The 22,495-nt window shown below is 67.9% G+C and carries 26 protein-coding genes; 13 read left to right on the top strand and 13 right to left on the bottom strand.

What is annotated here, in order from left to right:
* Nucleotides 1–4: 4 nt before the first annotated feature.
* The 5 genes from AC5P68_RS17110 to AC5P68_RS17090 are packed head-to-tail and all read left to right on the top strand — an operon-like array spanning nt 5 to nt 5,153.
* Nucleotides 5–1,756 carry a bifunctional alpha/beta hydrolase/class I SAM-dependent methyltransferase gene (locus tag AC5P68_RS17110; protein ID WP_288418979.1) on the top strand — a complete coding sequence of 584 codons (1,752 nt, stop codon included), beginning with the start codon at nt 5–7 and terminating at the stop codon, nt 1,754–1,756.
* A complete protein-coding gene (locus tag AC5P68_RS17105; protein ID WP_288418980.1) occupies nt 1,756–3,084 on the top strand; it encodes a phosphatase PAP2/dual specificity phosphatase family protein in 1,329 nt (442 codons plus the stop codon). Before AC5P68_RS17110 ends, AC5P68_RS17105 begins: the two co-directional genes overlap by 1 nt.
* Nucleotides 3,081–3,518: a hypothetical protein gene (locus AC5P68_RS17100; RefSeq protein ID WP_033834060.1), complete on the top strand. Its 438-nt coding sequence runs from the start codon at nt 3,081–3,083 to the stop codon at nt 3,516–3,518. The genes AC5P68_RS17105 and AC5P68_RS17100 overlap by 4 nt, the downstream gene beginning before the upstream one ends.
* 13 nt (nt 3,519–3,531) lie before the next feature.
* Nucleotides 3,532–4,161 (top strand): lysophospholipid acyltransferase family protein, encoded by a 630-nt coding sequence (locus AC5P68_RS17095; RefSeq protein ID WP_005411260.1) that lies wholly within the window; start codon nt 3,532–3,534, stop codon nt 4,159–4,161.
* Nucleotides 4,158–5,153, top strand: coding sequence for a phosphatidate cytidylyltransferase (locus tag AC5P68_RS17090; RefSeq protein ID WP_005414654.1), 996 nt, complete (start codon nt 4,158–4,160; stop codon nt 5,151–5,153). The genes AC5P68_RS17095 and AC5P68_RS17090 overlap by 4 nt, the downstream gene beginning before the upstream one ends.
* Before the next feature lie 125 nt (nt 5,154–5,278).
* Here the strand turns inward: AC5P68_RS17090 and fis are convergent, their stop codons facing one another.
* From fis to prmA, 3 genes are all read right to left on the bottom strand, one after another.
* Nucleotides 5,279–5,554, bottom strand: a complete 276-nt coding sequence (fis, locus tag AC5P68_RS17085) for a DNA-binding transcriptional regulator Fis (RefSeq protein ID WP_005419706.1) — start codon at nt 5,552–5,554, stop codon at nt 5,279–5,281.
* Between the two features lie 114 nt (nt 5,555–5,668).
* A complete protein-coding gene (locus AC5P68_RS17080; protein ID WP_033834058.1) occupies nt 5,669–6,436 on the bottom strand; it encodes a DUF3426 domain-containing protein in 768 nt (255 codons plus the stop codon).
* Nucleotides 6,437–6,478: 42 nt separating this feature from the next.
* A complete protein-coding gene (gene prmA, locus AC5P68_RS17075; RefSeq protein ID WP_033834057.1) occupies nt 6,479–7,399 on the bottom strand; it encodes a 50S ribosomal protein L11 methyltransferase in 921 nt (306 codons plus the stop codon).
* Between the two features lie 164 nt (nt 7,400–7,563).
* Between prmA and AC5P68_RS17070 the strand changes: the two genes are divergently transcribed.
* Both AC5P68_RS17070 and AC5P68_RS17065 read left to right on the top strand, forming a co-directional pair.
* Nucleotides 7,564–8,529: a hypothetical protein gene (locus AC5P68_RS17070; protein WP_049403524.1), complete on the top strand. Its 966-nt coding sequence runs from the start codon at nt 7,564–7,566 to the stop codon at nt 8,527–8,529.
* Nucleotides 8,526–8,900 (top strand): hypothetical protein, encoded by a 375-nt coding sequence (locus AC5P68_RS17065; RefSeq protein ID WP_005411254.1) that lies wholly within the window; start codon nt 8,526–8,528, stop codon nt 8,898–8,900. The genes AC5P68_RS17070 and AC5P68_RS17065 overlap by 4 nt, the downstream gene beginning before the upstream one ends.
* Nucleotides 8,901–8,997: 97 nt before the next feature.
* Here the strand turns inward: AC5P68_RS17065 and accC are convergent, their stop codons facing one another.
* From accC to AC5P68_RS17045, 4 genes are all read right to left on the bottom strand, one after another.
* Nucleotides 8,998–10,365, bottom strand: a complete 1,368-nt coding sequence (gene accC, locus AC5P68_RS17060) for an acetyl-CoA carboxylase biotin carboxylase subunit (RefSeq protein WP_049403525.1) — start codon at nt 10,363–10,365, stop codon at nt 8,998–9,000.
* 10 nt (nt 10,366–10,375) lie between these two features.
* Nucleotides 10,376–10,855: an acetyl-CoA carboxylase biotin carboxyl carrier protein gene (gene accB, locus AC5P68_RS17055; protein ID WP_010481080.1), complete on the bottom strand. Its 480-nt coding sequence runs from the start codon at nt 10,853–10,855 to the stop codon at nt 10,376–10,378.
* Nucleotides 10,856–10,914: 59 nt separating this feature from the next.
* Nucleotides 10,915–11,358 carry a type II 3-dehydroquinate dehydratase gene (gene aroQ, locus AC5P68_RS17050; RefSeq protein ID WP_005411251.1) on the bottom strand — a complete coding sequence of 148 codons (444 nt, stop codon included), beginning with the start codon at nt 11,356–11,358 and terminating at the stop codon, nt 10,915–10,917.
* Nucleotides 11,359–11,781: 423 nt separating this feature from the next.
* A complete protein-coding gene (locus tag AC5P68_RS17045; protein ID WP_033834056.1) occupies nt 11,782–12,510 on the bottom strand; it encodes a DOPA 4,5-dioxygenase family protein in 729 nt (242 codons plus the stop codon).
* A 165-nt stretch (nt 12,511–12,675) separates the two neighbouring features.
* Between AC5P68_RS17045 and AC5P68_RS17040 the strand changes: the two genes are divergently transcribed.
* The gene (locus tag AC5P68_RS17040; protein ID WP_049403527.1) at nt 12,676–13,503 is read left to right on the top strand and encodes an isocitrate lyase/PEP mutase family protein; all 828 of its coding nucleotides are present in this window, start codon (nt 12,676–12,678) and stop codon (nt 13,501–13,503) included.
* Between the two features lie 74 nt (nt 13,504–13,577).
* Here AC5P68_RS17040 and AC5P68_RS17035 read toward each other — a convergent pair whose 3' ends face one another.
* Nucleotides 13,578–14,111: a hypothetical protein gene (locus tag AC5P68_RS17035; RefSeq protein ID WP_033834054.1), complete on the bottom strand. Its 534-nt coding sequence runs from the start codon at nt 14,109–14,111 to the stop codon at nt 13,578–13,580.
* 126 nt (nt 14,112–14,237) lie between these two features.
* Here AC5P68_RS17035 and AC5P68_RS17030 point away from each other — a divergent pair, with 126 nt between their 5' ends.
* Both AC5P68_RS17030 and AC5P68_RS17025 read left to right on the top strand, forming a co-directional pair.
* A complete protein-coding gene (locus AC5P68_RS17030; RefSeq protein WP_049403528.1) occupies nt 14,238–14,834 on the top strand; it encodes an NAD(P)H-dependent oxidoreductase in 597 nt (198 codons plus the stop codon).
* A gap of 16 nt (nt 14,835–14,850) precedes the next feature.
* A complete protein-coding gene (locus AC5P68_RS17025; RefSeq protein ID WP_005414647.1) occupies nt 14,851–15,444 on the top strand; it encodes a TetR/AcrR family transcriptional regulator in 594 nt (197 codons plus the stop codon).
* Nucleotides 15,445–15,457: 13 nt separating this feature from the next.
* On the opposite strand, the gene AC5P68_RS17020 is transcribed toward AC5P68_RS17025, so the two are convergent.
* Nucleotides 15,458–16,252 carry a D-alanyl-D-alanine carboxypeptidase family protein gene (locus AC5P68_RS17020; protein ID WP_288418992.1) on the bottom strand — a complete coding sequence of 265 codons (795 nt, stop codon included), beginning with the start codon at nt 16,250–16,252 and terminating at the stop codon, nt 15,458–15,460.
* 121 nt (nt 16,253–16,373) lie between these two features.
* Between AC5P68_RS17020 and AC5P68_RS17015 the strand changes: the two genes are divergently transcribed.
* Nucleotides 16,374–17,927, top strand: coding sequence for an alkaline phosphatase (locus AC5P68_RS17015; RefSeq protein WP_288418994.1), 1,554 nt, complete (start codon nt 16,374–16,376; stop codon nt 17,925–17,927).
* 42 nt (nt 17,928–17,969) lie between these two features.
* On the top strand, nt 17,970–18,536 hold the full coding sequence (locus tag AC5P68_RS17010) for a GIY-YIG nuclease family protein (protein ID WP_288418996.1): 567 nt from the start codon (nt 17,970–17,972) through the stop codon (nt 18,534–18,536).
* 7 nt (nt 18,537–18,543) lie between these two features.
* On the opposite strand, the gene AC5P68_RS17005 is transcribed toward AC5P68_RS17010, so the two are convergent.
* A complete protein-coding gene (locus tag AC5P68_RS17005; RefSeq protein ID WP_174842251.1) occupies nt 18,544–18,687 on the bottom strand; it encodes a hypothetical protein in 144 nt (47 codons plus the stop codon).
* Between the two features lie 98 nt (nt 18,688–18,785).
* On the opposite strand from AC5P68_RS17005, the gene AC5P68_RS17000 reads away from it, so the two are divergent.
* A complete protein-coding gene (locus AC5P68_RS17000; RefSeq protein WP_288419000.1) occupies nt 18,786–19,685 on the top strand; it encodes a LysR substrate-binding domain-containing protein in 900 nt (299 codons plus the stop codon).
* 31 nt (nt 19,686–19,716) lie between these two features.
* On the opposite strand, the gene AC5P68_RS16995 is transcribed toward AC5P68_RS17000, so the two are convergent.
* The 3 genes from AC5P68_RS16995 to AC5P68_RS16985 form a co-directional block, all read right to left on the bottom strand.
* Nucleotides 19,717–20,433 (bottom strand): ABC transporter substrate-binding protein, encoded by a 717-nt coding sequence (locus AC5P68_RS16995; protein WP_049433113.1) that lies wholly within the window; start codon nt 20,431–20,433, stop codon nt 19,717–19,719.
* Nucleotides 20,434–20,495: 62 nt separating this feature from the next.
* Nucleotides 20,496–22,019 carry a carotenoid oxygenase family protein gene (locus AC5P68_RS16990; RefSeq protein ID WP_288419002.1) on the bottom strand — a complete coding sequence of 508 codons (1,524 nt, stop codon included), beginning with the start codon at nt 22,017–22,019 and terminating at the stop codon, nt 20,496–20,498.
* 26 nt (nt 22,020–22,045) lie between these two features.
* The gene (locus tag AC5P68_RS16985) at nt 22,046–22,468 is read right to left on the bottom strand and encodes a DUF2141 domain-containing protein (protein ID WP_099530442.1); all 423 of its coding nucleotides are present in this window, start codon (nt 22,466–22,468) and stop codon (nt 22,046–22,048) included.
* Nucleotides 22,469–22,495 lie beyond the last annotated feature (27 nt).

Below are 22,495 nucleotides of genomic sequence, written 5' to 3'. Positions count from 1 at the left end.
TTGCATGCGTCAGGCGCAGGAACGGGAATTCCACAGCTTCGACCAGGTACCGCTGTTCTACCGGTACTGGGCGGGCACCACCGCAACGCCGGCCACCAAGGCCATCGTGCTGCTGCACCGCGGCCATGAGCACTCCGGCCGGGTCACCCACCTGGTCGATGAGCTGGACCTGCCCGACACCGCCTTCTTCGCCTGGGACGCGCGCGGCAATGGCCGTTCGCCGGGCGCACGGGGCGATGCGCCGGGCTTCCCGGCGCTGGTGCGTGATCTGGACAGTTTCATCGCCCACATCGGCGCCGAGCACGGCATTGCGGTGGAAGACATCGTGGTGATCGCGCAGAGCGTAGGGGCGGTGGTCGCCGCGACCTGGGTGCACGACTACGCACCACGCCTGCGCGCGCTGGTGATGGCTTCGCCGGCGTTCAAGGTGAAGCTGTACGTGCCGTTCGCACGCCCGGGCCTGGCGCTGATGCAGAAGCTGCGCGGCAATTTCTTCGTCAACAGCTACGTCAAGCCGCAGTGGCTGACCCATGACCCGGCGCGGGTGGAAAGCTATCGCACCGACCCGCTGATCACCCGGCCGATTTCGGTGCGCGTGCTGCTGGGCCTGTACGAGGCGGCCGACCGCATCGTGGCCGATGCGCAGGCGATCAGCGTACCGGTGCAGCTGCTGGTGTCCGGCTCGGATTTCGTCGTGCACCGTGGCCCGCAGGACCGCTTCTACGAGCGCCTGTCCAGCCCGATCAAGGAGCGTGTGCATCTGCCGGGCTTCTTCCACGACACGCTGGGTGAGCGCGATCGTGCACCAGCACTGGCGCGCATCCGCAGCTTCATCCAGGCGCGTTTTGCCGAGCCGCTGCGCGAGCTGTCACGGCGCGACGCGCACCGTCACGGGCCAACCTTCGAAGAATCCGAGATCCTGGCCTGGCCACCGGAGCGCAACAGCCTGGCCGACCTGCGCTGGCGCGTGGTGCGTGGCGGCCTGCGCTTCGGCGGCACGCTGTCCGAAGGCATCGCGCTGGGCCTGCGGACCGGTTTCGATTCCGGCAGCACGCTCGACTACATCTATCGCGACCAAGCGCGCGGCAAGGGCCCGCTCGGCCGCATGGTCGACCGCAATTATCTGGACGCGATCGGCTGGCGTGGCATCCGCGTGCGCGGCCAGCACCTGCAGGAACTGCTGCGCGACGCTGCCCAGCGCCTGCGCGGGCAGGGCACGCCGGTGCGTGTGCTGGACGTGGCCGCCGGCCATGGCCGGTATGTGCTGGAAGCGCTGGGCCAGGGCGAACAGTGCGCCGACCGTATCGTGCTGCGTGATTTCAGCGCTCTGAACGTGACCCAGGGCCAAGCGTTGATCGAGCGCCTGGGTGCGGCCGACATCGCCCGCTTCGAGCAGGGCGATGCGTTCGATCCGGCGCAACTGGCCAAGGTCGATCCAGTACCGACACTGGCGGTGGTCTCGGGCCTGTACGAACTGTTCCCCGACAACGACGCCGTGCTGCGCTCGCTGCAGGGCATTGCCGCAACGGTGCCGGTGGGCGGCTACCTGGCCTACACCGGCCAACCCTGGCACCCGCAGCTGGAATTCATCGCGCGCGCCTTGACCAGCCATCGCGGTGGCGCGGCGTGGGTGATGCGTCGCCGTACCCAGCAGGAGATGGATGAGCTGGTGCGCCTGGCCGGTTTCGAGAAGGTGGCGCAGCGCATCGACGACTTCGGCATCTTCACCGTGTCGCTGGCGCGCCGGACCGCGTGATGGCGACGCTCGCCGCAACCCCGCTGGCCGCGGAAGGGCGCCCCTGGCGGTGCGCCCTGCTGTGGCTGGCCCTGCTGGGTCCGTTCTTCTTCGCAAGCTACGGCTTCGCCAACTGGATGGCCGGCCGCCACGCCACCCTGCCGGTGATGGCGTTCGCGTGGGAGACACGCATCCCGTTCGTGCCGTGGACGATCGTGCCGTACTGGTCGATCGATCTGTTCTACGCAATCTCGTTCTTCCTGTGCCGGCATCGCTTGGAACTGGACCGGCATGCGCTGCGACTGTTCAGTGCGCAGGTCATCGCGGTCACCTGTTTTCTGCTGTGGCCGCTGCGCTTCAGCTTCGAACGGCCGGAGATCGGCGGCGTGTTCGGCTGGCTGTTCGATGTGCTGCTGGGCTTCGACAAGCCGTTCAACCAGGCGCCGTCGCTGCACATCGTGCTGTTGATCGTGCTGTGGGTGAAGTTCGCGCAGTACCTGCATGGCGCGTGGCGCGGGCTACTGCATGTGTGGGCACTGCTGATCGGCGTCTCGGTGCTGACCACGTTCCAGCACCATTTCATCGATATCCCGACCGGCCTGCTGGCCGGTTGGCTGTGCGTCTGGCTGTGGCCGGAGCAGGGCACGCCACCGTTGCGGGCCTGGCACACCGCGCGTGATGCGAGGCGTTGGCGATTGGCAGCGTTGTACCTGCTGGGGGCCGCTGTATTGCTGGTGCCGGTGGTGCTTCTGCGTGGCGCCGCATTGTGGCTGCTGTGGCCGGTGGCGTCGTTGCTGCTGGTGGCGCTGGCCTATGCCGGGCTGGGTACAGCGGTGTTCCAGAAGCGCGCCGATGGCCGCCTGACGATGGCCGCGCGATGGCTGCTGGCACCGTACCTGGGCGCTGCCTGGATCAACTCGCGGCTGTGGACGCGGCGTGCGCCGCAGCCGGTGCCGGTGCTGGACGGCGTGTGGCTGGGCCGCATTCCCAACAGCGCGTTGCCGTCGCCACTGGGGGGCGTGGTGGATGCCTGCGCCGAGCTGTCCTGTCGCGCGCAGGGCGCCGCGTATGCCAGCGTGCCGATGCTGGACCTGGTGGTCCCTGCACCGGAACAGCTGCGCGAAGCGGCCGAGGCCATCGAGCGCCTGCATGCGCACGGACCGTTGCTGGTGTGCTGTGCGCTGGGCTATTCGCGCAGCGCCGCCAGCGTGGCCACCTGGCTGCTGCGCAGTGGTCGTGCGGCCGATGCGGACGCGGCGGTGGCGATCGTGCGTGCTGCGCGCCCTGGCATCGTGCTGGGTACGGCCCATCTGCGTGCCATCACCGACGCGGCAGGAGTGCGCGCATGAGCACGGTTCCCGATCTGGCGACCATGCAGCTGCTGCTGCGGCAGGGGCGTTGGCCGGCATGCCTGTCGCTGGGGCTGCTGCTGGTGGCATTGCTGCTGCTCGGCACCGAGCCGGGCCTGGCGATGATCGCTGCTGGGTTGCTGCTGGCCAGCATGTCTGCAGGGGTGGCCCAGACGTACCACGCGTGGCGGGTTGCGCTGGACGCCAGCCTGCTGCAGCTGCTGCGCGATGAGCGCCTGGACGGCGATGCCGCCGCGCGCCGCACTGATCAGCTGCTGCACGACAGTGGCCTGCGCCGCGCGTCGCCCGATGCGCCCCTGCGGGGCTGGGACGCGCGCTGGGCCGGCATGCGTCGCCTGCTGCTGCGCCAGTACCTGCTGACAGCGGTGCAGTTCGCACTGCTGGTGCTGGCCGTGTTGTGGCCGCAGACGTGAACGGGAGGGACCAATGTTCGCCGAACTGATTGCCCGCGCCTGCAGTGGTGCGATCCATGTAGTGACCGGTGCCCGCGCGCTGTGGATCGGTTGCGCGCCGTCCAGCGAGCGCCGTGTGTACTACGGCAACCACGCCAGCCATGGCGACTTCGTGCTGATCTGGTCGTCGATGCCGCCTGCGTTGCGGCGCCAGGTGCGGCCAGTTGCCGCGGCCGAATACTGGCAGCGCGACGGCCTGCGTCGCTACCTGATCGATGCGGTGTTCAACGGCGTGCTGGTCGAGCGCGAGGCCGGCCATCGCCAGCAGGATCCGCTGCAGGCCCTGCGTGACGCGGTGGACGAAGACTGCTCGCTGATCCTGTTTCCGGAAGGTACCCGCAACGTGGGCGATGAGCCGCTGCTGCCGTTCAAGAGCGGCATCTATCACCTGGCACGGCAACGGCCGGAGCTGGAATTCGTGCCGGTGTGGATCGACAACCTGAAGCGGGTGATGCCCAAGGGCCGGTTCCTGCCGCTGCCGCTGCTGTGCACGGCCACCTTCGGTACGCCGCTGCGGCTGCAGGCCGACGAGGACAAGGCGGCCTTCCTGGCCCGCAGCCGGCAGGCGCTGCTGGACCTGGCGCCGAACGGGGGGCGCGCATGAGTTTCCTGATCGATGTGTCCGGCGACCTGGCAGCGCAGAGCGTGGGCCAGCAGACCGGCCTGCTGTTCGCTGGCGTCGGTGCGGTGCTGGTACTGGCCACGCTGGTGGCCGAAACGCTGCGATGGCGCCAGCGCGGCCGGCCCAGCGCGGTCATCGCCAACCTGGTGTCGCGCATCCGCGCGTGGTGGGTAATGGCGATCGTGGTCGGGCTGGCGCTGTTCTTCGGCCGCGCCGGGGTGATCGTGCTGTTCGCGATCATCTCGCTGTTCGCACTGCGCGAGTTCATCACCCTGGCGCCGACCCGCTCAGGCGATTACTACGCGCTGCTGGCCGCGTTCTACATCGTGCTGCCGTGGCAGTACTACCTGGTGTGGATCGACTGGTACGGCATGTACACGCTGCTGATTCCGGTCTACGCGTTCCTGTTCCTGCCGATCCTGTCGACCATCGGCGGCGATACCACGCACTACCTGGAGCGCACGGCGAAGGTGCAGTGGGGGCTGATGATCTGCGTGTTCTGCATCTCGCACGTGCCGCTGCTGCTGAACCTGCACGTGCCGGGCCATGACCCCTCGCGCAACGTGCTGCTGTTTGCTTTCCTGGTGATCGTGGTGCAGTCCTCGGACGTGCTGCAGTACATCTGGGGCAAGTTGTTGGGCAAGCACCTGATCGCGCCGAAGCTGTCGCCGTCGAAGACGGTGGAGGGCTTCGTCGGCGGCGTGCTGAGTGCCAGCGCACTGGGCGCGGCGCTGTGGTGGATCACCCCGTTCACGCCGCTGCAGGCGTTCGGCCTGTCGCTGCTGATCAACCTGATGGGGTTCTGGGGCGGCCTGGTGATGTCGGCGATCAAGCGTGACCGGGGCATCAAGGACTGGGGCCACATGATTGAGGGCCATGGCGGCATGCTCGACCGGCTGGATTCGGTGTGCTTCGCCGCGCCGGTGTTCTTCCACGTGGTGCGGTATTACTGGAAGGCGGGCGGCGGCGGTTGATTCTGCCGGCTTCCATCCACGCATGGCGCGGTTCTACTGGTAGTGGCGGCCGCTGGCCGGCAACTGCAACATCCTGCCATCGTTCATGGGGTTGCCGGCCAGCGCCCGGCACTACCCGCGCGCGCTTACGCGCTGATGCCGTATTCCTTCAGCTTCTTGCGCAGGGTGGCACGGTGGATGCCCAGCATCGCGGCGGCGCGGCTCTGGTTGCCTTCGCAGTGGTTGAGCACTTCCACGAACAGCGGGATCTCCATCTCGCGCAGCACGATCTCGTAGACATCGTCCGCGTCGCAGCCATCGAGGTCACGCAGGTAACGGCGCACGGATTGGGCGACATGTTCACGCAGCGGTGGCCGGGGAGCGCCACGACTGTTGTCAGGACGAGAGAGGACAGCGTTCAAGGGGGTTCCCGATTCGGTGGGCCCGTGCGCGCGGTGCGCGCGGCCGGACGAGGTGGTGGCGGCCAGTCTAGCGCGAGCGTGCCCGGCCTGCCACGGCCGGTCGCCTTTTCACGTTCAGAGGAAGTCGAAGGTGAATGCGACGGTGGATGCGGCGGGCTCCTGCACACGGAAGGCGACGCGCGCGCTCTGGCCCGGTTCCAGCAGGGCGGCGCCGGGGTTCTCGCCCAGGTACTGCGCAGGCGTGAACACGCCGCTGCCGATCACCCGGCCATCAGCGTCGGACAGTGACAGACGCAGGTCCGGCCAGGCCTGTGCCCAGCGTGCGTCGTTGCGGATGCTGGCCTGCACTTGCAGCACGCCGGCCTGCCCGGGCAGCGGCCGGATCTCGCGGCTGGTCATGGTGAAGGCGGTCGGTTCATGCCAGGCCGGCAGGCTGCAGCGCAGGAGGCCGCAGAGCGTGCCCAGCCAAGCACGGTTGCCGGCGTCGGCGGCCAGCCGCGCACGGTCGGCCAGCACGCTCTGCAGCACCAGCAGCAGCGCCAGCCCTGCAACCAGCAGCCAGTGCCAGCGCGGTGCCGGCAGGCTGCGGGGGCGCGCACTGCCAAGGAAACTCGGCGCGTCAACGGCGGCCGTCGTCGCCGGCACTGCAACCGGTGCCGACGCGATGGCCGCAATGTCATCAACGATGACAGGCGCATCGTCGTGCTGCATCTCCGCCGCCACATGCGCCGCTTCGGCGGGCCCGGCTGGCACCTGCATGGCAGGCGACGCGTGTTCTTCCGGTTCCTGCGTGCGCGCATCGGTCGCAGGCACGGGCGAACCTTCCGGGGCGGTGCGCAGGAAGGTTGCCAGAGGGCGTCGCGGTGGGTTCGGCTCGGACATGCTCAGGGTGCGGGCTCGGGTCCAGCAGTCATTCAACCACGATCAGGCGCGGCGCACGCCGGTGATGCGCATCCAGTCGCCATCCTGCGTCGCCTGCAGGTCGTCGAACCATTCGGCATAGCGCTGCAGCAGTTCACCTTCCTGGCCGTGCAGGATGCCGGACAGGGCGATGCGGCCGCCGGCAGCCACGCGCGCGGCCAGCAGCTCGGCCAACGCGTCCAGTGCCGAGGCGAGGATGTTGGCGACCACGATCGGGTAGGTGGCGACCGGTTCGTCCGGCGGCAGGTACACGTGCATGCGCGCCAGTTCGCCGTTGCGCTCGGCATTGTCGGCGGTGGCGACCAGGGCCTGCGGATCGTTGTCCACGCCGATGGCCTCAGCGGCGCCCAGCTTCAGCGCGGCAAGCGCAAGGATGCCGGAGCCGCAGCCGAAGTCGAGCACGCGCTGGCCCTGCAGCAGGCCATCCACGGCCAGCTGGTCCAGCCAGCGCAGGCAGAGCGCGGTGGTCGGGTGGGTGCCCGAGCCGAACGCCAGGCCCGGGTCCAGCCGCACCACGGCGGCGTCGGCCGCCTGTGCGGCCTCCGGCAGTTCATGGTTCCACGGCACGATCCAGGTGCGGCTGCCGAAAGCCATCGGCTGGAACTGGTCCAGCCAGGCGCGTTCCCAGTCCTCGTCCTCGACCGCGCGGAAACTGCCGCTGCTCCAGTCAAGTTCCGGGTCGAACGCCTCCAGCGCGGCCAGCAGCAGCAATGCGTTGCTGTCGGCGGGAAACAGCGCGCTCAGCACCAGGGTGTCCCATAGCGGGGTCTCGCCCACGCCCGGCTCGAGAATGGCCTGTTCGTTGCTGGTATCGGCCTCGGCATCAAGCAGCGTGACGGCCAGTGCGCCGACATCCTCCAGCGCATTCTCATAGCGGGGCTGGGTAGCTTCGGTGCAACGCAGGGTCAGTTCCAGGAACGGCATGGCGGTGGGGGCAATCGCGGGAAAGGGGGCCATGCTAGACCATCGGAGCGTCTCCGTATTGCCTGAGATGCCGCTCGGAGATGAACGGAACCGATTCAGACAGGCCTGGCGGGCCTTGCTAAACTTGGTGCTTTCCTGTGCGCCATGAACGCTCACTGCCGCCAATGGCCTTTGCTCCGACCCTGAAAACCTGGTTGCTCGTGCTGCCGGCGGTGGCCGTGCTGGGCGTGGCCGGGTATCGGGCCAGCGGCCATGCCGGGTCGGTACCGGTGACCGCAGGCGAACTGCCGACGGCGCAGGTTGCGGCGGACGATGCGGCGCCCCTGCCGGTCGTGCCGGAAGCGTTGGCGCGTCGCCTGGCGGCGTTCGAGCGCGGCAACGCGCTGCCTTCGGGCCTGCCGCTGGACCTGCGCGCGGACATCGAGGATGCCACCGATCTGTACGCCTACGCGCAGCGCCTGCGCGTGCAGGCCGACGACGGCAATCACGAGGCGCGCTGGATGCTCAGCCGGGTCTACGACTACTGCGCGCAGTACGCCATCGATCCGGGCGGTTATCGGTTGGACAACAATGTGCTGGCCGGGCTGGGCCTGACCGCTGCACCGGCGATGGTGCAGGCACGCGAGCGCGTGGCGCAGCGCTGTGGCGGCTTCGTGCCGGGCGACAAGCTGGGGTCCGCGCTGGTGCTGGCCGAGCGCCGCAAGGCGGCCACGCAGGGCAACCTCGCAGCGGAAGCATCGCTGTTTGCCGAAGGCGAGCCGCTGAATGACAGCCCCGAGTACCGCCGTAACCTGGTCGAGCGGGTGCGCACATCGCGCGATCCGGAGGCCTTCATGGCCATTGCACCGGGCATGGGCGTGCGCGCGGCGGGCGACCAGGCGCTCACTGGCCTGGTGGCGGGTGAACAGCTCAGTGAACTGGCGTGGCGGGTTGCGGCCTGCGAGCTCGGTCTACCGTGTGGTGCCGACAGCGTGCTGGTCAACAGTTTTTGCGCGAATGGAGGGATCTGTTCGCAGGATGGGACGCAGGATTTCCGGGATTTCGTGTATGACGCTGCGGTTTCGCGGCAAGGTGCGGGGAAAATGAAGCAGTGGATCAAGCGATTGGTTGGAAAGAGGGGCGGGCAATGAACTACCGTCGATTCCTGCATGGGGCCAAGTTCTGGTTCTGGGTGGCACTGTTCGTGGCCTATTCGGCCGGCGCGGTCGGGCTGTTGATGATCGACACCTATGAAGATCGTTACCGGCATCTGTCGAAAGTGGAACTGACCACGGTGAAGGCGCAGGAAGATGTGCGCCGCGTGGGTGCCAGCCAGGTCGCTGCGGTCTATCGCGCGCAGAGCGGCATGCCGTTTGCTTCGTTGCCGGCAGGCAGTACCTTTCAGGTGGTGTGGCCCGATGGGTCCACCGAGACGATGGTGATCGTCGACCCGAGCTCGCCCAATGGTGTTCGCCCGCTGGCGAATTCGCAGATCCCGGCCGAAGCTGCCGACAAGCGCTGATGCACCTGCTACAGAGCCGAGCCCACGCTCGGCTCTACGGCAATAGAAAAAGGGCGGGGATATCCCCGCCCTTTTCATGTCCAGTACCTGCTGCCGATCAGGTCAGTGCGATCGGCTTGTTCTTGCGCTCGGCAAGACGCTTTTCCAGGTAGTGAATGTTCTGGCCACCGGCCTGGAAGCCCTTGTCGCGCATGATCCGCTGCTGCAGGGCGATGTTGGTCTTGATGCCGTCGACCACCATCTCGCTCAGCGCCACCCGCATGCGGGCGATGGCAGTTTCGCGGTCCGGGCCGTGCACGATCAGCTTGCCGATCATCGAGTCGTAATTCGACGGCACGCGGTAACCACTGTAGATGTGGGTATCCACGCGCACGCCGGGGCCGCCCGGCGGATGGAAGCCGGTGATGGTGCCCGGGCTCGGCACGAAGGTCTCAGCATCTTCGGCGTTGATGCGGCACTCGATCGCGTGGCCGGTCAGTACCACGTCGCTCTGCTTGATCGACAGCTTCTGGCCAGCGGCGATCTTCAGCTGCTCGGCCACCAGGTCGATGCCGGTGACCATTTCGGTGACCGGATGTTCCACCTGGATGCGGGTGTTCATTTCGATGAAGTAGAAGCGGCCGTCCTCGTACAGGAACTCGAACGTGCCCGCGCCACGGTAGCCGATGCGGATGCAGGCTTCGGTGCAGACCTTGCCGATCTGCTCGCGCTGTTCGGCGGTGATGCCCGGTGCCGGCGCTTCTTCCACCACCTTCTGGTGGCGGCGCTGCATCGAGCAGTCGCGCTCACCCAGGTGGATGGCGTTGCCCTGGCCGTCGGCCAGCACCTGGATTTCCACGTGGCGCGGGTTCTCCAGGAACTTCTCCATGTAGACCTCGCCATTGCCGAACGCGGCCTTGGCCTCGCTCTTGGTGGTTTCGATCGAGGTCTTCAACGAGGCCTCGGCATGCACCACGCGCATGCCGCGACCGCCACCGCCACCGGCCGCCTTGATGATGACCGGGTAGCCGATCTCACGGGCGATCTTGGTGTTGGCGACGATGTCATCGCCCAGCGGGCCGCCCGAACCGGGCACACACGGCACGCCGGCCGACTTCATCGCGCGGATGGCTTCGACCTTGTCGCCCATCATGCGGATGGTGTCAGCCTTGGGGCCGATGAAGATGAAGCCGGATTCTTCCACGCGCTCGGCGAAGTCGGCGTTCTCCGACAGGAAGCCGTAACCGGGATGGATCGCCTGCGCGTCGGTGACTTCAGCGGCGGCAATCAGCGCCGGAATGTTGAGGTAGCTCTGCGGCGACGGCGCCGGGCCGATGCAGACCGACTCGTCGGCCATGGCCACATGCTTGAGGTTGCGGTCGACCGTGGAATGCACGGCCACCGTGCGGATGCCAAGGGTGTGGCACGCGCGCAGGATGCGCAGCGCGATCTCCCCTCGGTTGGCGATGACGACTTTGTCGAGCATGGCGTGCCCCTCAGCCGATCACGAACAGCGGCTGGTCGAATTCCACCGGCTGGCCGTTCTCGCCGAGGATGGCGACGATGGTGCCGGACTTGTCGGCTTCGATCGGGTTGAACATCTTCATTGCTTCGATGATGGCCAGGGTCTCGCCTTCCTTGACCTGCTGCCCAACGGTGACGAAGGCCGGCTTGTCCGGGGCGGACGACGCGTAGAAGGTGCCGACCATCGGCGAGCGCAGCACGTGGCCTTCCGGCAGTGCCGGGCCCGGCTTGGCGGTACCGCCGGTGGAGGCTTCGGTCGGCGACTGCATCGGCATTGCCTGCGGTGCCGGGGCGGCCGGAGCGGCGTACACCGGGGCGGCGACCGGGGCGGCATAGCCGGCCACCGGGGCACGCGACAGGCGCACCGACTCTTCGCCTTCCTTGATTTCGATTTCAGCCAGGTTCGACTCTTCCAGCAGGTCGATCAGCTTCTTGATTTTGCGCAGATCCATGAGGGCCTCTTTGGTTTCTATCTAGGTGAGGAGAGCGCCGTGGGCGCCCGGGTCGACAATCAGGTGGCGGATACCCGCAGCAGCGCCGCGTCCATCGCGTAGCGGTAGCTGTCGGCACCGAAGCCGCACACCACGCCCACCGCCTTGTCACTGAAGTAGCTGTGCTGGCGGAACGGTTCGCGGGTATGCGGGTTGGACAGGTGGATCTCGATGAACGGCACCGCCACCGCGGCCAGCGCATCGCGCAGGGCAACCGAGGTGTGGGTGAAGGCGGCGGGGTTGATCAGGATGAAAGCGGTTCCGTCGTCGCGTGCGGCCTGCACGCGGTCCACCAGCACGTGCTCGGCATTGGACTGCAGGCTCTCCACCGCATGTCCGGCGGCCGATGCCTGGCTGGCCAGGGCCTGGTCGATGTCGGCCAGCGTGGTGTGGCCGTAGACCTCCGGCTCGCGTGTGCCGAGCAGGTTGAGGTTGGGGCCGTGCAGGACCAGCAGCTTCGCCATGGGATCCGGAAGACGGGAAAGGGCGGCAGTCTGGCGGAACCGGCGGATGCTGTCCAGTTCGGCGAAGTTTGCAGCGTTTCAATCGAACGTTTGAAATCTGCCGGAGCGCTTGTGGCCGTATGGCGGGCCCTGGATCAAGGCGCGCTGAATGGCTCGCAGGGCGGGGATGCTTGCACGTAGGCCGACGATGGCGGCAGGCATGGGCAGGCTGATGCTGCCATGGGCGGTGCTGCGGTAGATCCACGCCACGCGCGGATGAGGCTACCGGTCAGTAGATCCACGCCACGGGTGGATGATGGGCCTCCGGTCGGTAGATCCACGCCATGGGTGGATGAAGGACGTTCGGTACGTAGCACGCTACGCACCCACCGAGGGGCAGCCCAAGGTGCGCCGCACACCTACTGCCCCCCGCCACGCCCCCGCTCACGTCTCCAGCGGCACCGTCGGCACCACATTCGGAAACACCTCTTCCAGCGGTTCCCGTTCTCCAGGCTTCGGTGCCGGCCAGTTGTAGGCATTCACCGGCTGCGCGCGGTTTACCCACAACGCGTAATACAGGTGGTCGGCGCGGCCATCACCGGTATTGGGGTGGATCAGGATGGTCAGGCCCAGGCTGTTGAGCTGCAGCCAGGGCACCAGCACCGGCAGCAGGTCGTTGGTGAAGCCGAAGTAGAACGACGGGGTGACGTGCGGCCCGCGTGGTTCCAGGTTCCAGTTGCCCAGCTCCACCGGGAAGCGCTCGGCCGCCCAGCGCCGCAGCAGCGCAGCCTTCTCGAAGCTGTCCTCGTCGAAGTAGATGTGCGCGTGATAGCTCTTGATGTCGGTGTAGGCGCGTGGGGTCACGGGCAGGGTGGCCTCGCCGGGACGCACGCTGGCCGGGCGCGGGGTCGGTTCGCTGGCCGTGGCCTGGCCCCAGGGGCTGCGCCCTTCTGGTGCTGGCGGCACGATGGCACGGAAGCCGGGGCGGCCAGGCTCGGTGGTGTTCACCGCGTCGTTGCCGCGCGGTGCTGCGGCGGCCGTCGATGCACTGGCCAGGCCGCCAGCGGCCAGACCCGCCGAAGCGATCAGGCGGCGCCGCGCCGGCGACAGCAGGTCGGCCCAGTGGGCGTCATCATCGCCGGCGTCGGTGAGGGTCTGCGGGTCCGGGTGCATGAAGGGCTCCGTGGCGGCATCGTGTGGGCAGGCAAGCACGCTCGGGCACCCGCATCCACAGCGTCCAATAAGCAGGGGGCATCACCTCATGCAGGTGCGCCCCGTTGTCGTTGAGCGTGGCCGCTGGGCGGGCTAGGGTGCAGGTCTGCCGCCCGGAGCCCTTCCATGATCTCGCCCGATGCCGACACACAGCAAAAGCGCGCGTTCTTCCGCCAGCTGCACGCGCAGGGTTGCTTCGTGCTGCCCAACCCGTGGGATGTGGGTAGTGCCCGCTACCTGCAGCGGCAGGGCTTCCAGGCACTGGCCACCACCAGTGCCGGCTGCGCCTGGAGCGAAGGACGTCCGGACGGAGCGGTTTCGCTGCAGGCCACGCTGGCGCATCTGCGCGTGATGGCGGCAGCGACCCCATTGCCGTTGAATGCCGACTTCGGTGATGGCTTCGGCGCCACGCCGCAGGCGGTGCAGGAGGCGGTGGCCGCGGCGATCGACACCGGCATTGCGGCATTGTCGATCGAGGATGCCAGCGGCGTGGCCGATGCACCGCTGCGTCCGATCGACCAGGCGGTCGAGCGCCTGCGCGCTGCCCGTGCAGCCATCGACCGCGCGGGTGGCGACGTGCTGCTGGTCGGCCGCGCCGAGAACTTCTTCGTTGGCGTGCCGGATCTGCAGGACACCCTGCAGCGCCTGCGTGCCTACGCAGAGGCCGGTGCCGACGTGCTGTATGCACCTGGCATCAGCACGCGCGAGCAGATCAGCGCGGTGGTCGCCGCTGCCGGGTCGAAGCCGGTGAACCTGCTGGTCGGTGGACCGACACCGCTGCGCCTGCAGGACATTGCCGCGCTCGGCATTCGCCGGGTGAGTCTGGGCGGCGCACTCGCCCGTGCCGCGTGGGGCGGGCTGATGCAGGCGACCCAGCCGATCGTGCAGGACGGACGCTTCGATGGGCTGCAGCAGGCGGCGTCGGGCACGGCCTTGAACGCCCTGTTCCGCTGACGGAAACCCCGGCACTGGCCCAGGCCAGCAGACGGCAGTAGATCCACGCCATGCGTGGATGGATGCGCCTGCGATTACAGCGCCTGCATCCCGCCCTTGGGCAGCGTCACGCCAGGCTCCAGCGCCGGCAGCAGTTGCCGCAGCAGCGCGGGGTTGTCCAGCAGTGCAGCGCCGTCAATGAAACTCCATCGGGTTGTGCCGACGCGGCGCACGGCGAGCATGAACGAGGTGCTGCGCATCGGCGCCTCGCGCACGCGCAGCAGCGATTGGCGTGGCACGAAGCAGACTTCTTCATCACCGGCTGCATAGGTGCGGCCCGGCACACCGGCCTCGTCGCTGATGATGGTGACCCCGGCCTTGCGCAGCTCTTTCAGGGTGTCGCGGGTCATCCGCGCATAGGCCTCATCGCCCCCGGCCAGGCGCTTCAGGCTGGGATGGGTGCGGGCGATGATCAGCTCGGCATCGCCGCGGGCGAATGCGCCCATCATCGCCTGCACGTCCTGGCGCAGGGCCGCCGACTCGTCGGCGCTGAGTACGCCGGCCCGCGCCGCCGGGGCCATCGCGGCCAGCAGCAGGAGCAACAGGGGAACAAGCAGGTATCGGCGCATCGGCGGGTGTCTCACAGGGCACCGCCGCACTATACGGTGGATGCGAAAACAGCGTCCCATCGATGGCGCTGGTATCCCGAAAATCACTACTTACTATCGGTAGGTAGTGATTTCTGGAGACCCCCCATGCACAGCCTCATTGTCATCGCCCACCCTGAACCCGGTTCGCTGACCCATGCGATGGCGCATCGCATCGGCGACGCCATCACTGCTGCCGACGCCGGCAACACCGTGGCCTACGCCGATCTGATGGCCGAAGGCTTCGATCCACGCTTCAACGCCCAGGACCAGGCCTTGTTCCGCAGCACTGGCGCGGTACCGGCCGACATCGCCGCCGAGCACGCACGGCTGGAGGCGACCGATGCACTGGTGCTGGTGTTCCCGTTGTACTGGTGGTCGTTCCCGGCACTGCTGAAGGGCTGGATCGACCGGGTCTTCACCAACGAATGGGCCTACGCACAGGATGCGCAGGGCAAGCTGGTGAAGAAGCTGCAGCGCCTGAACGTGCATCTGGTGGGGCTGGGCGGCGCCGATGCAGCGATGGTTGAACGTCGTGGCTACGATGCGGCGATGAAGACGCAGATCGACATGGGCATCTTCGACTACTGCGGCGCGCGCGTGCTGACGTCCGACCTGCTGCTGGATGCCGATACCGGTGCGGCCGGAACGCATCTGCAGACCGCGCTGGCGATCGGCCGTAAAATAGGCACCCCGATGCGCTGATCGCCGTGTTCCGCCGATGCCTGCCAACGCCGCTCCCACGCGCCGCCGATTGACCCGCGAGCAACGCGCCCGCCAGTTGCTGGACGTGGCCTGGGCGCTGGTTGGCGAAGAAGGCACCGACGCGTTGACGCTGGGTCGGCTGGCCGAGGCGGCGGGCGTGACCAAGCCGGTGGCCTACGATCACTTCGTGACCCGCAACGGCCTGCTGGCCGCGCTCTACGATGACTATGACGGGCGCCAGACGGTGGTATTCCACGAGCGCATCGGCCGCGCCCGCGCGCAGCTGGCCGACCGTGCGGCGGCCATCGCCTCCGGCTACATCGACTGCATCCTCAGCCAGGGCAGTGAAGTGCAGGGCATCCTCGCCGCGCTGGTAGGAGCGCCGGAACTGCACGAGGTGCGGCGGCGTTACCAGCAGGACTTCATCGACAACTGCGACGTATGGCTGGGTCCGTTTGCCGCCGATGGCACGGTGCCCCTTGCTGGGCGCTGGGCGATTCTCGGTGCGGCAGAAGCCCTGTCCGAAGCCGTGGCGGCAGGCGCGCTGGACAAGACCAACGCCGAGGCCGAGCTGCAGCGGCTGATCGTGGCGACGGTCAAGCGGCGCTGAGCGGCTTCGGGAGTCAGGCCCCGGCGGTGCTGCTGGCCAGCGTGGCGAATCCTGCCGCCAGCTGATCGCGTACCAGTGCGTCGCGCGCGTCGCGGCTTTCAGAACCCAATACCACGGTGATCAGGCGTACCGGCTGATCCCGCCCGGGCACTGCCCGGCATGCCGTGGCGGCCAGGCAGAAGCCTGCTGCCTGGGTGTAGCCGGTCTTCAATCCATCCACGCCGTCATCGCCAAGCAGCGCATTCTGGTTGTTGCGGCTGAAGCTGCCATGCACGAACGCGCGCTGCTCGGTGATTGCCAGTATCTGCGGATGGTCATTCAGCAGGCAGGCGGCCAGCACCGCCATGTCGCGCGCGCTGGATGCATGGTGCGGCGTGGTGATGCCGGAGACGCTGGCGAACCAGCTGCTGCGCAGGCCGAGCTGGCGTGCGTGCCGGTTCATGCGCTCCAGGAACGCAGGCTGCGATCCGTCCAGGTGGCGCGCGATGGCCAGCGCCGCGTCATTGCCGGAGACGATCATCAACCCTTCCAGCAGGCGCGCGAGCGTGACCGTTTCGCCGGGTACCAGGCCCATGCGCGTTTCATCGTCGGCGACCGCATGCACGTCGTCGGCGGCGATGGTGACTTCGTCGCCCCACGAGCGCCCGCGCTCCTCGACACATTCGTAAGCCGCGTAGGCGGTCATCAGCTTGGTCAGCGAGGCCGGCTGCCTGGCGATATCCGCGTTGTGCTGGTGAATCACCGCGAAAGTTGCCGCATCGAGGGTGATGGACGACAGCGGTGCACGCGCAGGAGCAGGAGACGGCATGGAAGCGACGATGGTAGCGGGGACCCTGGAGGATAGTGTGCGGCGGCTGCACGAAGCTGAAATATTGAAACGATATAACGTATCGCCATTGTGGGCCGCCGATGGCCCGACGGGACATCCGATGACTGCACGCATTCCACGCCGCTGGCTTCATTCTTCGTTGCTGCTCGCGCTGGCCGCACTTGGCGGCTGCCGGCCCAACCTGCGCGCCGAGGCTGTTTCCACCGCCGAAGCCGGTCCGCTCAATGTGATCGTGATGATCAACGACGGTGCCGGCTGGGGTACCTGGGACGCCGCCGCCTACTGGCAGTACGGCAGCCGTGAAGGCGCACCCTATGCGGATTTCCCACTGCGCCTGGCGGTGACCACCTTTCCGTTGAACGCGAGCAGCCAGCCGACCGGTGACAACGCGCAGACGCTTGGCTACGACCCGGGCAAGGCCTGGGATGACGCGCCGGTTCCTGCGCAGGACCTGCCCTTTGCGGGCTACCAGTACCTGGCCGCGGTGGCTACCGACAGTGCGGCGGCGGGCACTGCGCTGTCCTCGGGGATCAAGACCTACAACAACGCCATCAACTTCAACAACGATGGCCAGCCGGTCGAGTTCAATACGCTGCGCGCCAAGCGCCTGGGCATGGCCACCGGCGTGGTCACCTCGGTGCCGTTCGCGCATGCCACGCCGGCCGCGTTCGCGGCGCAGAACGAATCGCGCAGCAACTATCACGCCATCGCACACCAGATGCTGGCGCAGGGCCACATGGACCTGGTGATGGGCACGGGTGGCCCGGGCTACAGCGTCGACGGCCGCGCCTGCCATGAAGGTACGGACGCGGCGAAGGCGGAGGGCTGTGTGAATCCATGGGAGTGGGTGTCGCAGCAGGATTGGCAGCAGCTGGAAGCGGGCAGCACCATCGGCGGCAATCCGGCGGGACCGTGGCGCCTGATCCGCAGCAAGGAAGCGTTCGCCGCACTGGCGCAGGGACGGTTGCCGGCCGACCGGCCGCTGATCGGTGTACCGCGCGTGGCCAACACACTGCAGCAGGCGCGCCAGCTGCAGGTGCTGGGCAAGGATGCAGGCACGCCCTCGGGAGTGAGGAAGATCGACAGCGTGCCTGATCTGGCGACCATGACGCGTGGCGCACTGCAGTTCCTGCAGCAGCGCTCGTCCAAGGGGCTGTTCCTGATGGTGGAAGGCGGCGCCACCGACTGGGCCGCACATACCAGCGCGTGCGGCACCGAATGGCATTACGGCCAGTGCAGCGATCAGCCGCAGCATGGCCGGCTGATCGAAGAAACCGTGGAGTTCAATGACGCGGTGGCGGCGGTGGTCGACTGGATCGAGCGCAACGGTGGCTGGGAGCGCAACCTGTTGATCGTCACCACCGACCACGACAACAGCATGCCGATGGGCCCGGATGCACAGAACGTGGCTTTCGCGCCGGTACGCAACAACGGTCGCGGCCGCATGCCCGGAATCAGCTTCCGCCCCACCGGCAACCACTCCAACGCGCTGGTGCCGCTGTGGGCCAGGGGCGCCGGCGCGGAGCTGCTGGGCAAGCGCGTGCGGGGCGTCGATGCCGGCTACCGTCAGCACGTGCGCTGGAACGACGGCAGCTACATCGACAATACCGACGTGGCTGCCGCAGTGCAGGAAGCGCTGCAGCGTCCACGGTAACGCCCGTTTGCACGCGGGCTGTTGTCGAGGCAGCCTGCGCACATGCAGTCGGATATCCGCATCGACGGTCGTGTCTTCGCCTGCGTCTTCCCCTGTGCGTGGGAAGACTACGCGAAGATTGGTTTCTCACGTGATCCGCTTGGGCGCATCAGCGCATTGCACCGGCGTTGGTTCGAGTTCTTCGATCTCGACGCCGGTGCGCTGGTGGAAGCGGAAAGCGAGCGCGATGCGCGGGATCTGGAGCTGCAGCTGCGTTCGCCGTTCAAGGCGCACCGCGCGCCGGCGCCGATGACGGTCCAGGACAAGGCTGGAGGCCGCACCGAATGGGTACGTGGTGCCAACCACGCTTTGTCGCTTGCGGTTGCCGGCCTGGGCGAACAGGGCTATCGCTGCTATCCACTGAAGGGGTGGCTGCGAGCCGCCCTTCGCCTGCGCATGGACCGGCTGCACGACTGGGCTGCGGTGCAGCTTCCCGAAGAGGAAGGCCTGCGGATTCCCGGTGGCCCCGGCGAGGGCGCGCTGCGTGACACCCTCGACGGTTGTCGGGCATTGGACATCGATCCGATCCCATGGCTGCCTGAGCACGTCCAACGCTGGTATGCAGGTTGAGGAGCGTTCAACGGGTTCGCGGCGGCTGAACCGGCACGGCCGGTTGCCGCGCGCACTGCGGGGCAGGTGTGGACGGGCTGGCCAGCTGGCGTGCCAGCTCGGCGCTGGCCACGTGGCCCTGCAGGAACAACAAGCCGCCGAAGATGTTCATGAGCGTGCCTCCACTTGAGTGGATTGCACGATACGAGCAGCATGGACGGGCAAAAAGCGACATTTCCGCAAGCATGACTTGAGAGAATTTCAAGCCTTATGTCCCGCCCTCCGCTCCATGCCCTCCAAGGCTTCGTGGCTGCCGCCCGGCTTGGCAACCTGTCGCGCGCGGCGGCGTCGATGAACCTGACCGTCAGCGCGCTCAGCCACCAGATGAGGCAGCTGGAAGAACGGCTCGGGCAGCCGCTGCTGATCCGCCAGCCGCGTGGTATCACCCTTACCCTTGAGGGGCAGCGCCTGCTCGAGCAGGTGGGGCCGCATCTGGATGCGATAAACGAAGCCTTCCAGCCCTATGCCGCGCGTGCCGAGCACGTGCTGACGATCAGTGCGGTGCCATCGATGGCATCGGCCTGGCTGGTGCCGCGCCTGGGTCACTTCGTGGCTGAGCACCCGCAGATCGAGATCAACCTGCAGTCGAGTGAGCGCCTGATTGATTTCGAGCGGCAGCGCCAGTTCGACGCCGCGCTGCGGCTGGGCAGCGGGCAATGGCCGGGCCTGGTGGTGGAACCGCTGTTCGACGAGTGGCTGGTGCCGATGGCGAGCCCCGCGCTGATCGAGCGCATTGGGGGCATCGACCGTGTACCGCTGACCCAGTGGCCGCTGCTCGGTGATCCCGACGGCGCGTGGGGCGCCTGGTTCGCGTTGAGCGGGCAGAGCCCGCCATCGCGCTTCGTGGCGGTGCTGGATGATTCGGAGGCGCACCATCGCGCCGCACTGGATGGCGTAGGCGTGGCCCTTGGCCGGGTTACCCGGGCACGTCTGCTGCTGGAATCCGGCCAGCTGGTCGCGCTGTCCAGCCAGCGCCTGAAGACGGCGTGGCCGCATTGGCTGGTGTACCCGCAGCGCTCGGCCAGCCATCGCGGCTTCCTCGCGTTCCGCGACTGGCTGCATGCGCAGGCCGCCGAGCATGTGCAGCACATGGCGGACGCGCATCTGTAACGCCGCGCGGTGCTCGATCTCGACTCTACAGTCACTGCACCAGGGTGACCGCCTGCCCGGCACGCGCGAACGCTTCCTCCAGCAACGGGCCCGCCTTGATCGCTTCCACTTCCTCAAACAGCGCCCGCAGCGCATCGGCGGGGCGTGAGGCCGGTGCCGCCACTGCCTGCTGGATCGCGGTGAAGCGATCGGCCAGCACCCGATGGCCGGGATGTGCCTTCGCCCAGGCCGCCAGCGGCTGGCGTACACCGGCGGCGGCATCCAGGCCGTGCTGGTCGAACAGGGCGATGGCCGCTGCCGAGGTGTCCGCCCGCTCGATCGTGGCATGGCGCAGTTCCCGGCTCAGGAACAGGTCATAGGCCGCGCCACGCCCCACCGCGATGCGCAGTCCGTCGCGGTCGAGGTCGGCCACTTGCTGCGCCGGGCTGTCTTCGCGCACCAGGTAAGTGCCTTCGATCTCCACATACGGAGCGCTGAAGGCGATGCGGTCGGCACGCGCCGGATCGATCGCCAGGAAGGCCAGATCCCAGCCGTCTTCGCCCGCTGCGGCGACCACCGAGGCTGCGGCACCGTGGCAGGTGAAGCGTGCCTGCACCCCCATCCGTTGCGCCAACGCGGTAGCCAGTTCCAGCGAGGGGCCGCGCGGTGAGCGCGCATCGCCCTGTGCCAGCACCGGGTTGCCCAGGTTGATCGCCACGCGCAGGAAACCGTGCGGTGCCAGCGTACGTCGGTGGTCGGCCAGGGACATGCAGGACTCCACGGGGCAGGGGAGACCCAGCATGCCAACAACGCTGTCCGCGTGGCGTGGACTCAGCCGCGCGCGGCGAAGGTGCCGTGGAAGCCCAGTGGCACCGCATACGGCAGCCACGCCTGGGCCAGCGGACCGTCATCCACATGGCGCGCATCCAGCACGGCCAGACCGCTGCGCTGGTTCACCGGATCGAGCAGGGTGCCGATCAGCCAGCCGTCATCGGCGTTGCGGCTGCCCGGGCGCGGTACGAACACATGCTCTTCGGCCATGATGTCCGCCCCGTAGTTCCAGAGCTGGCGGCGTCCGTGCTCGATCTCGAACGCGGCCACCGCGTTGAAGTACGGCGCAGTGGCCGTGCCGTCGATGGTCGGCGCATACAGCCGTGCGCCACGTGTGTTCGCCGAGCGCGGGTCGAACAACGGGAACTCCACGGCGCTGATGCCCAACGTCTGCCAGCGGGCCTGTCCACGACGCAGGTCCAGATGCAGCTCGACCAGGCTGGCGCCACTGTTGGCCGCGTGTGCGCCATCACCGGCCATCGCTTCCTTCATCGGCGAGCGCGCCTCGTTGATGTCGTCGTGGCGCACTGCGCGCAGCACGATGCCGCCATCGCGGGTGAACGCGTCGCCGAAGTGGTAGATCGCCGCGAACGGGGCCTCGAACCATTGCGCCTTGTCCGGGGCATACTTGGCGACCACCGCGATGCGCACCGGACGCTGCGGTGCGAACTGCATGCGCTCGAAGAAGCTGCCACCTGCGCCGGTGAAATCGAACGGCATCATCACGAACACCAGGTGCTGGTCGGTCATCGCGAAGGCATGCAGGTAGCCATGCTCGGGTGTTTCGATCACATTGGCGCTGCGCAGCTGGCCGTCCGCACCGATGTGCCAGACCAGCAGGCCATGGCCCCCCATCAGGCTGATCGAGCCGAAGTTCCAGAGGCTGCCGTCGCGGTCGGCCAGCGGGTGCGCCGAGAACGGCAGCGCCGCCAGGTCCGGACGCCAGGTGACAGGGCCAAGCGTCTGCAGCGAATCCGGGTCCACTTCGAACGCCGAACCGGATTCGCACAGGGCGAACAGGCGGCCATTGATCATCGTCACCGAGGTGTTGGCCACGTTGGCATCATCGTTGTTGCGTACCGCCAGCGCACCGGGAACGCTGGTGCCGGCGGCCGGATACTGGAAGCGGCCGGCCTTCTGTTCACGGGTGAATTTCGGCGTGGCGACCATGCGCCCGTGATGGGTCAGGCTGCCATCACCATTGAAGCGCCAGCCATGCACCATGCCGTCGCCGTCGAACCAGTGGTCGTAGCGGAAGCCATCGCGCTCGGTCCACGCCGGACCGTTGCGGTACAGCGTGCCAGCCAGGCCTGACGGCAGCTTTCCCTGCAACTGCACGGTGGCCGGGCCGAGGCTTTCGCTGCCGACGCTGCGCCAGCCGAGCAGCCACGGGTGTTCCTGCATGCCCTGCGCGAACCGCGCCGGGTCGCCGGCGAAGGCGGGAGCGCTGCGCAGCGCGGTGGTGCCCAGGGCCAGACAGGCACTGCTGCTGAGCAGGGTACGAAGGAAGCGGCGACGGTCCATGGTGGCCTCGGGTCTGGATGCAGGAATCAGCGCAGGGTGATGTCGATGGCGATGCCGGCGGCCGGCAGGTCGACGCGCGCCTCGTCGAAGGTCGGCTTGCGCATCACCTGCGGATTGTTGCTGAAGCCGTAGCCCTCCACCGGCATCCCGACCAGGTTGGTGTCGAGCTTGCCGTTGTCGTTCTCGTCGTGGGTGAGCAGCACGGCATAGCTGCCGGCCGGAACGCCCTTGAACGTGAAGTGGGCGCTGTCGCCGCTGGGCGCCGCCTGCTGGGCCTGCACGGGCCTGGCCTTGCCGTCCCAGGCGGCGGCGCTGTCGACCAGCGCAACGCGCAGGGTGCCGGTCTGCACACGGACGTCGTGCACGGTCACGGCCAGGTCGGCGGCGTGGGCACTGCCGGCCAGGGCCAGGGCAGTCAGGGCGGTGCTGAGCAGGGCGGTGCGGATCATGGCAGTGGCTCCGGAAGTGTGTGGCGG

Source organism: Stenotrophomonas sp. YJH_SMC_58 (assembly GCF_059369635.1).
Note: the sequence above shows the minus strand (reverse complement) of the source record. Positions and strands in the feature narration are given on the sequence as shown.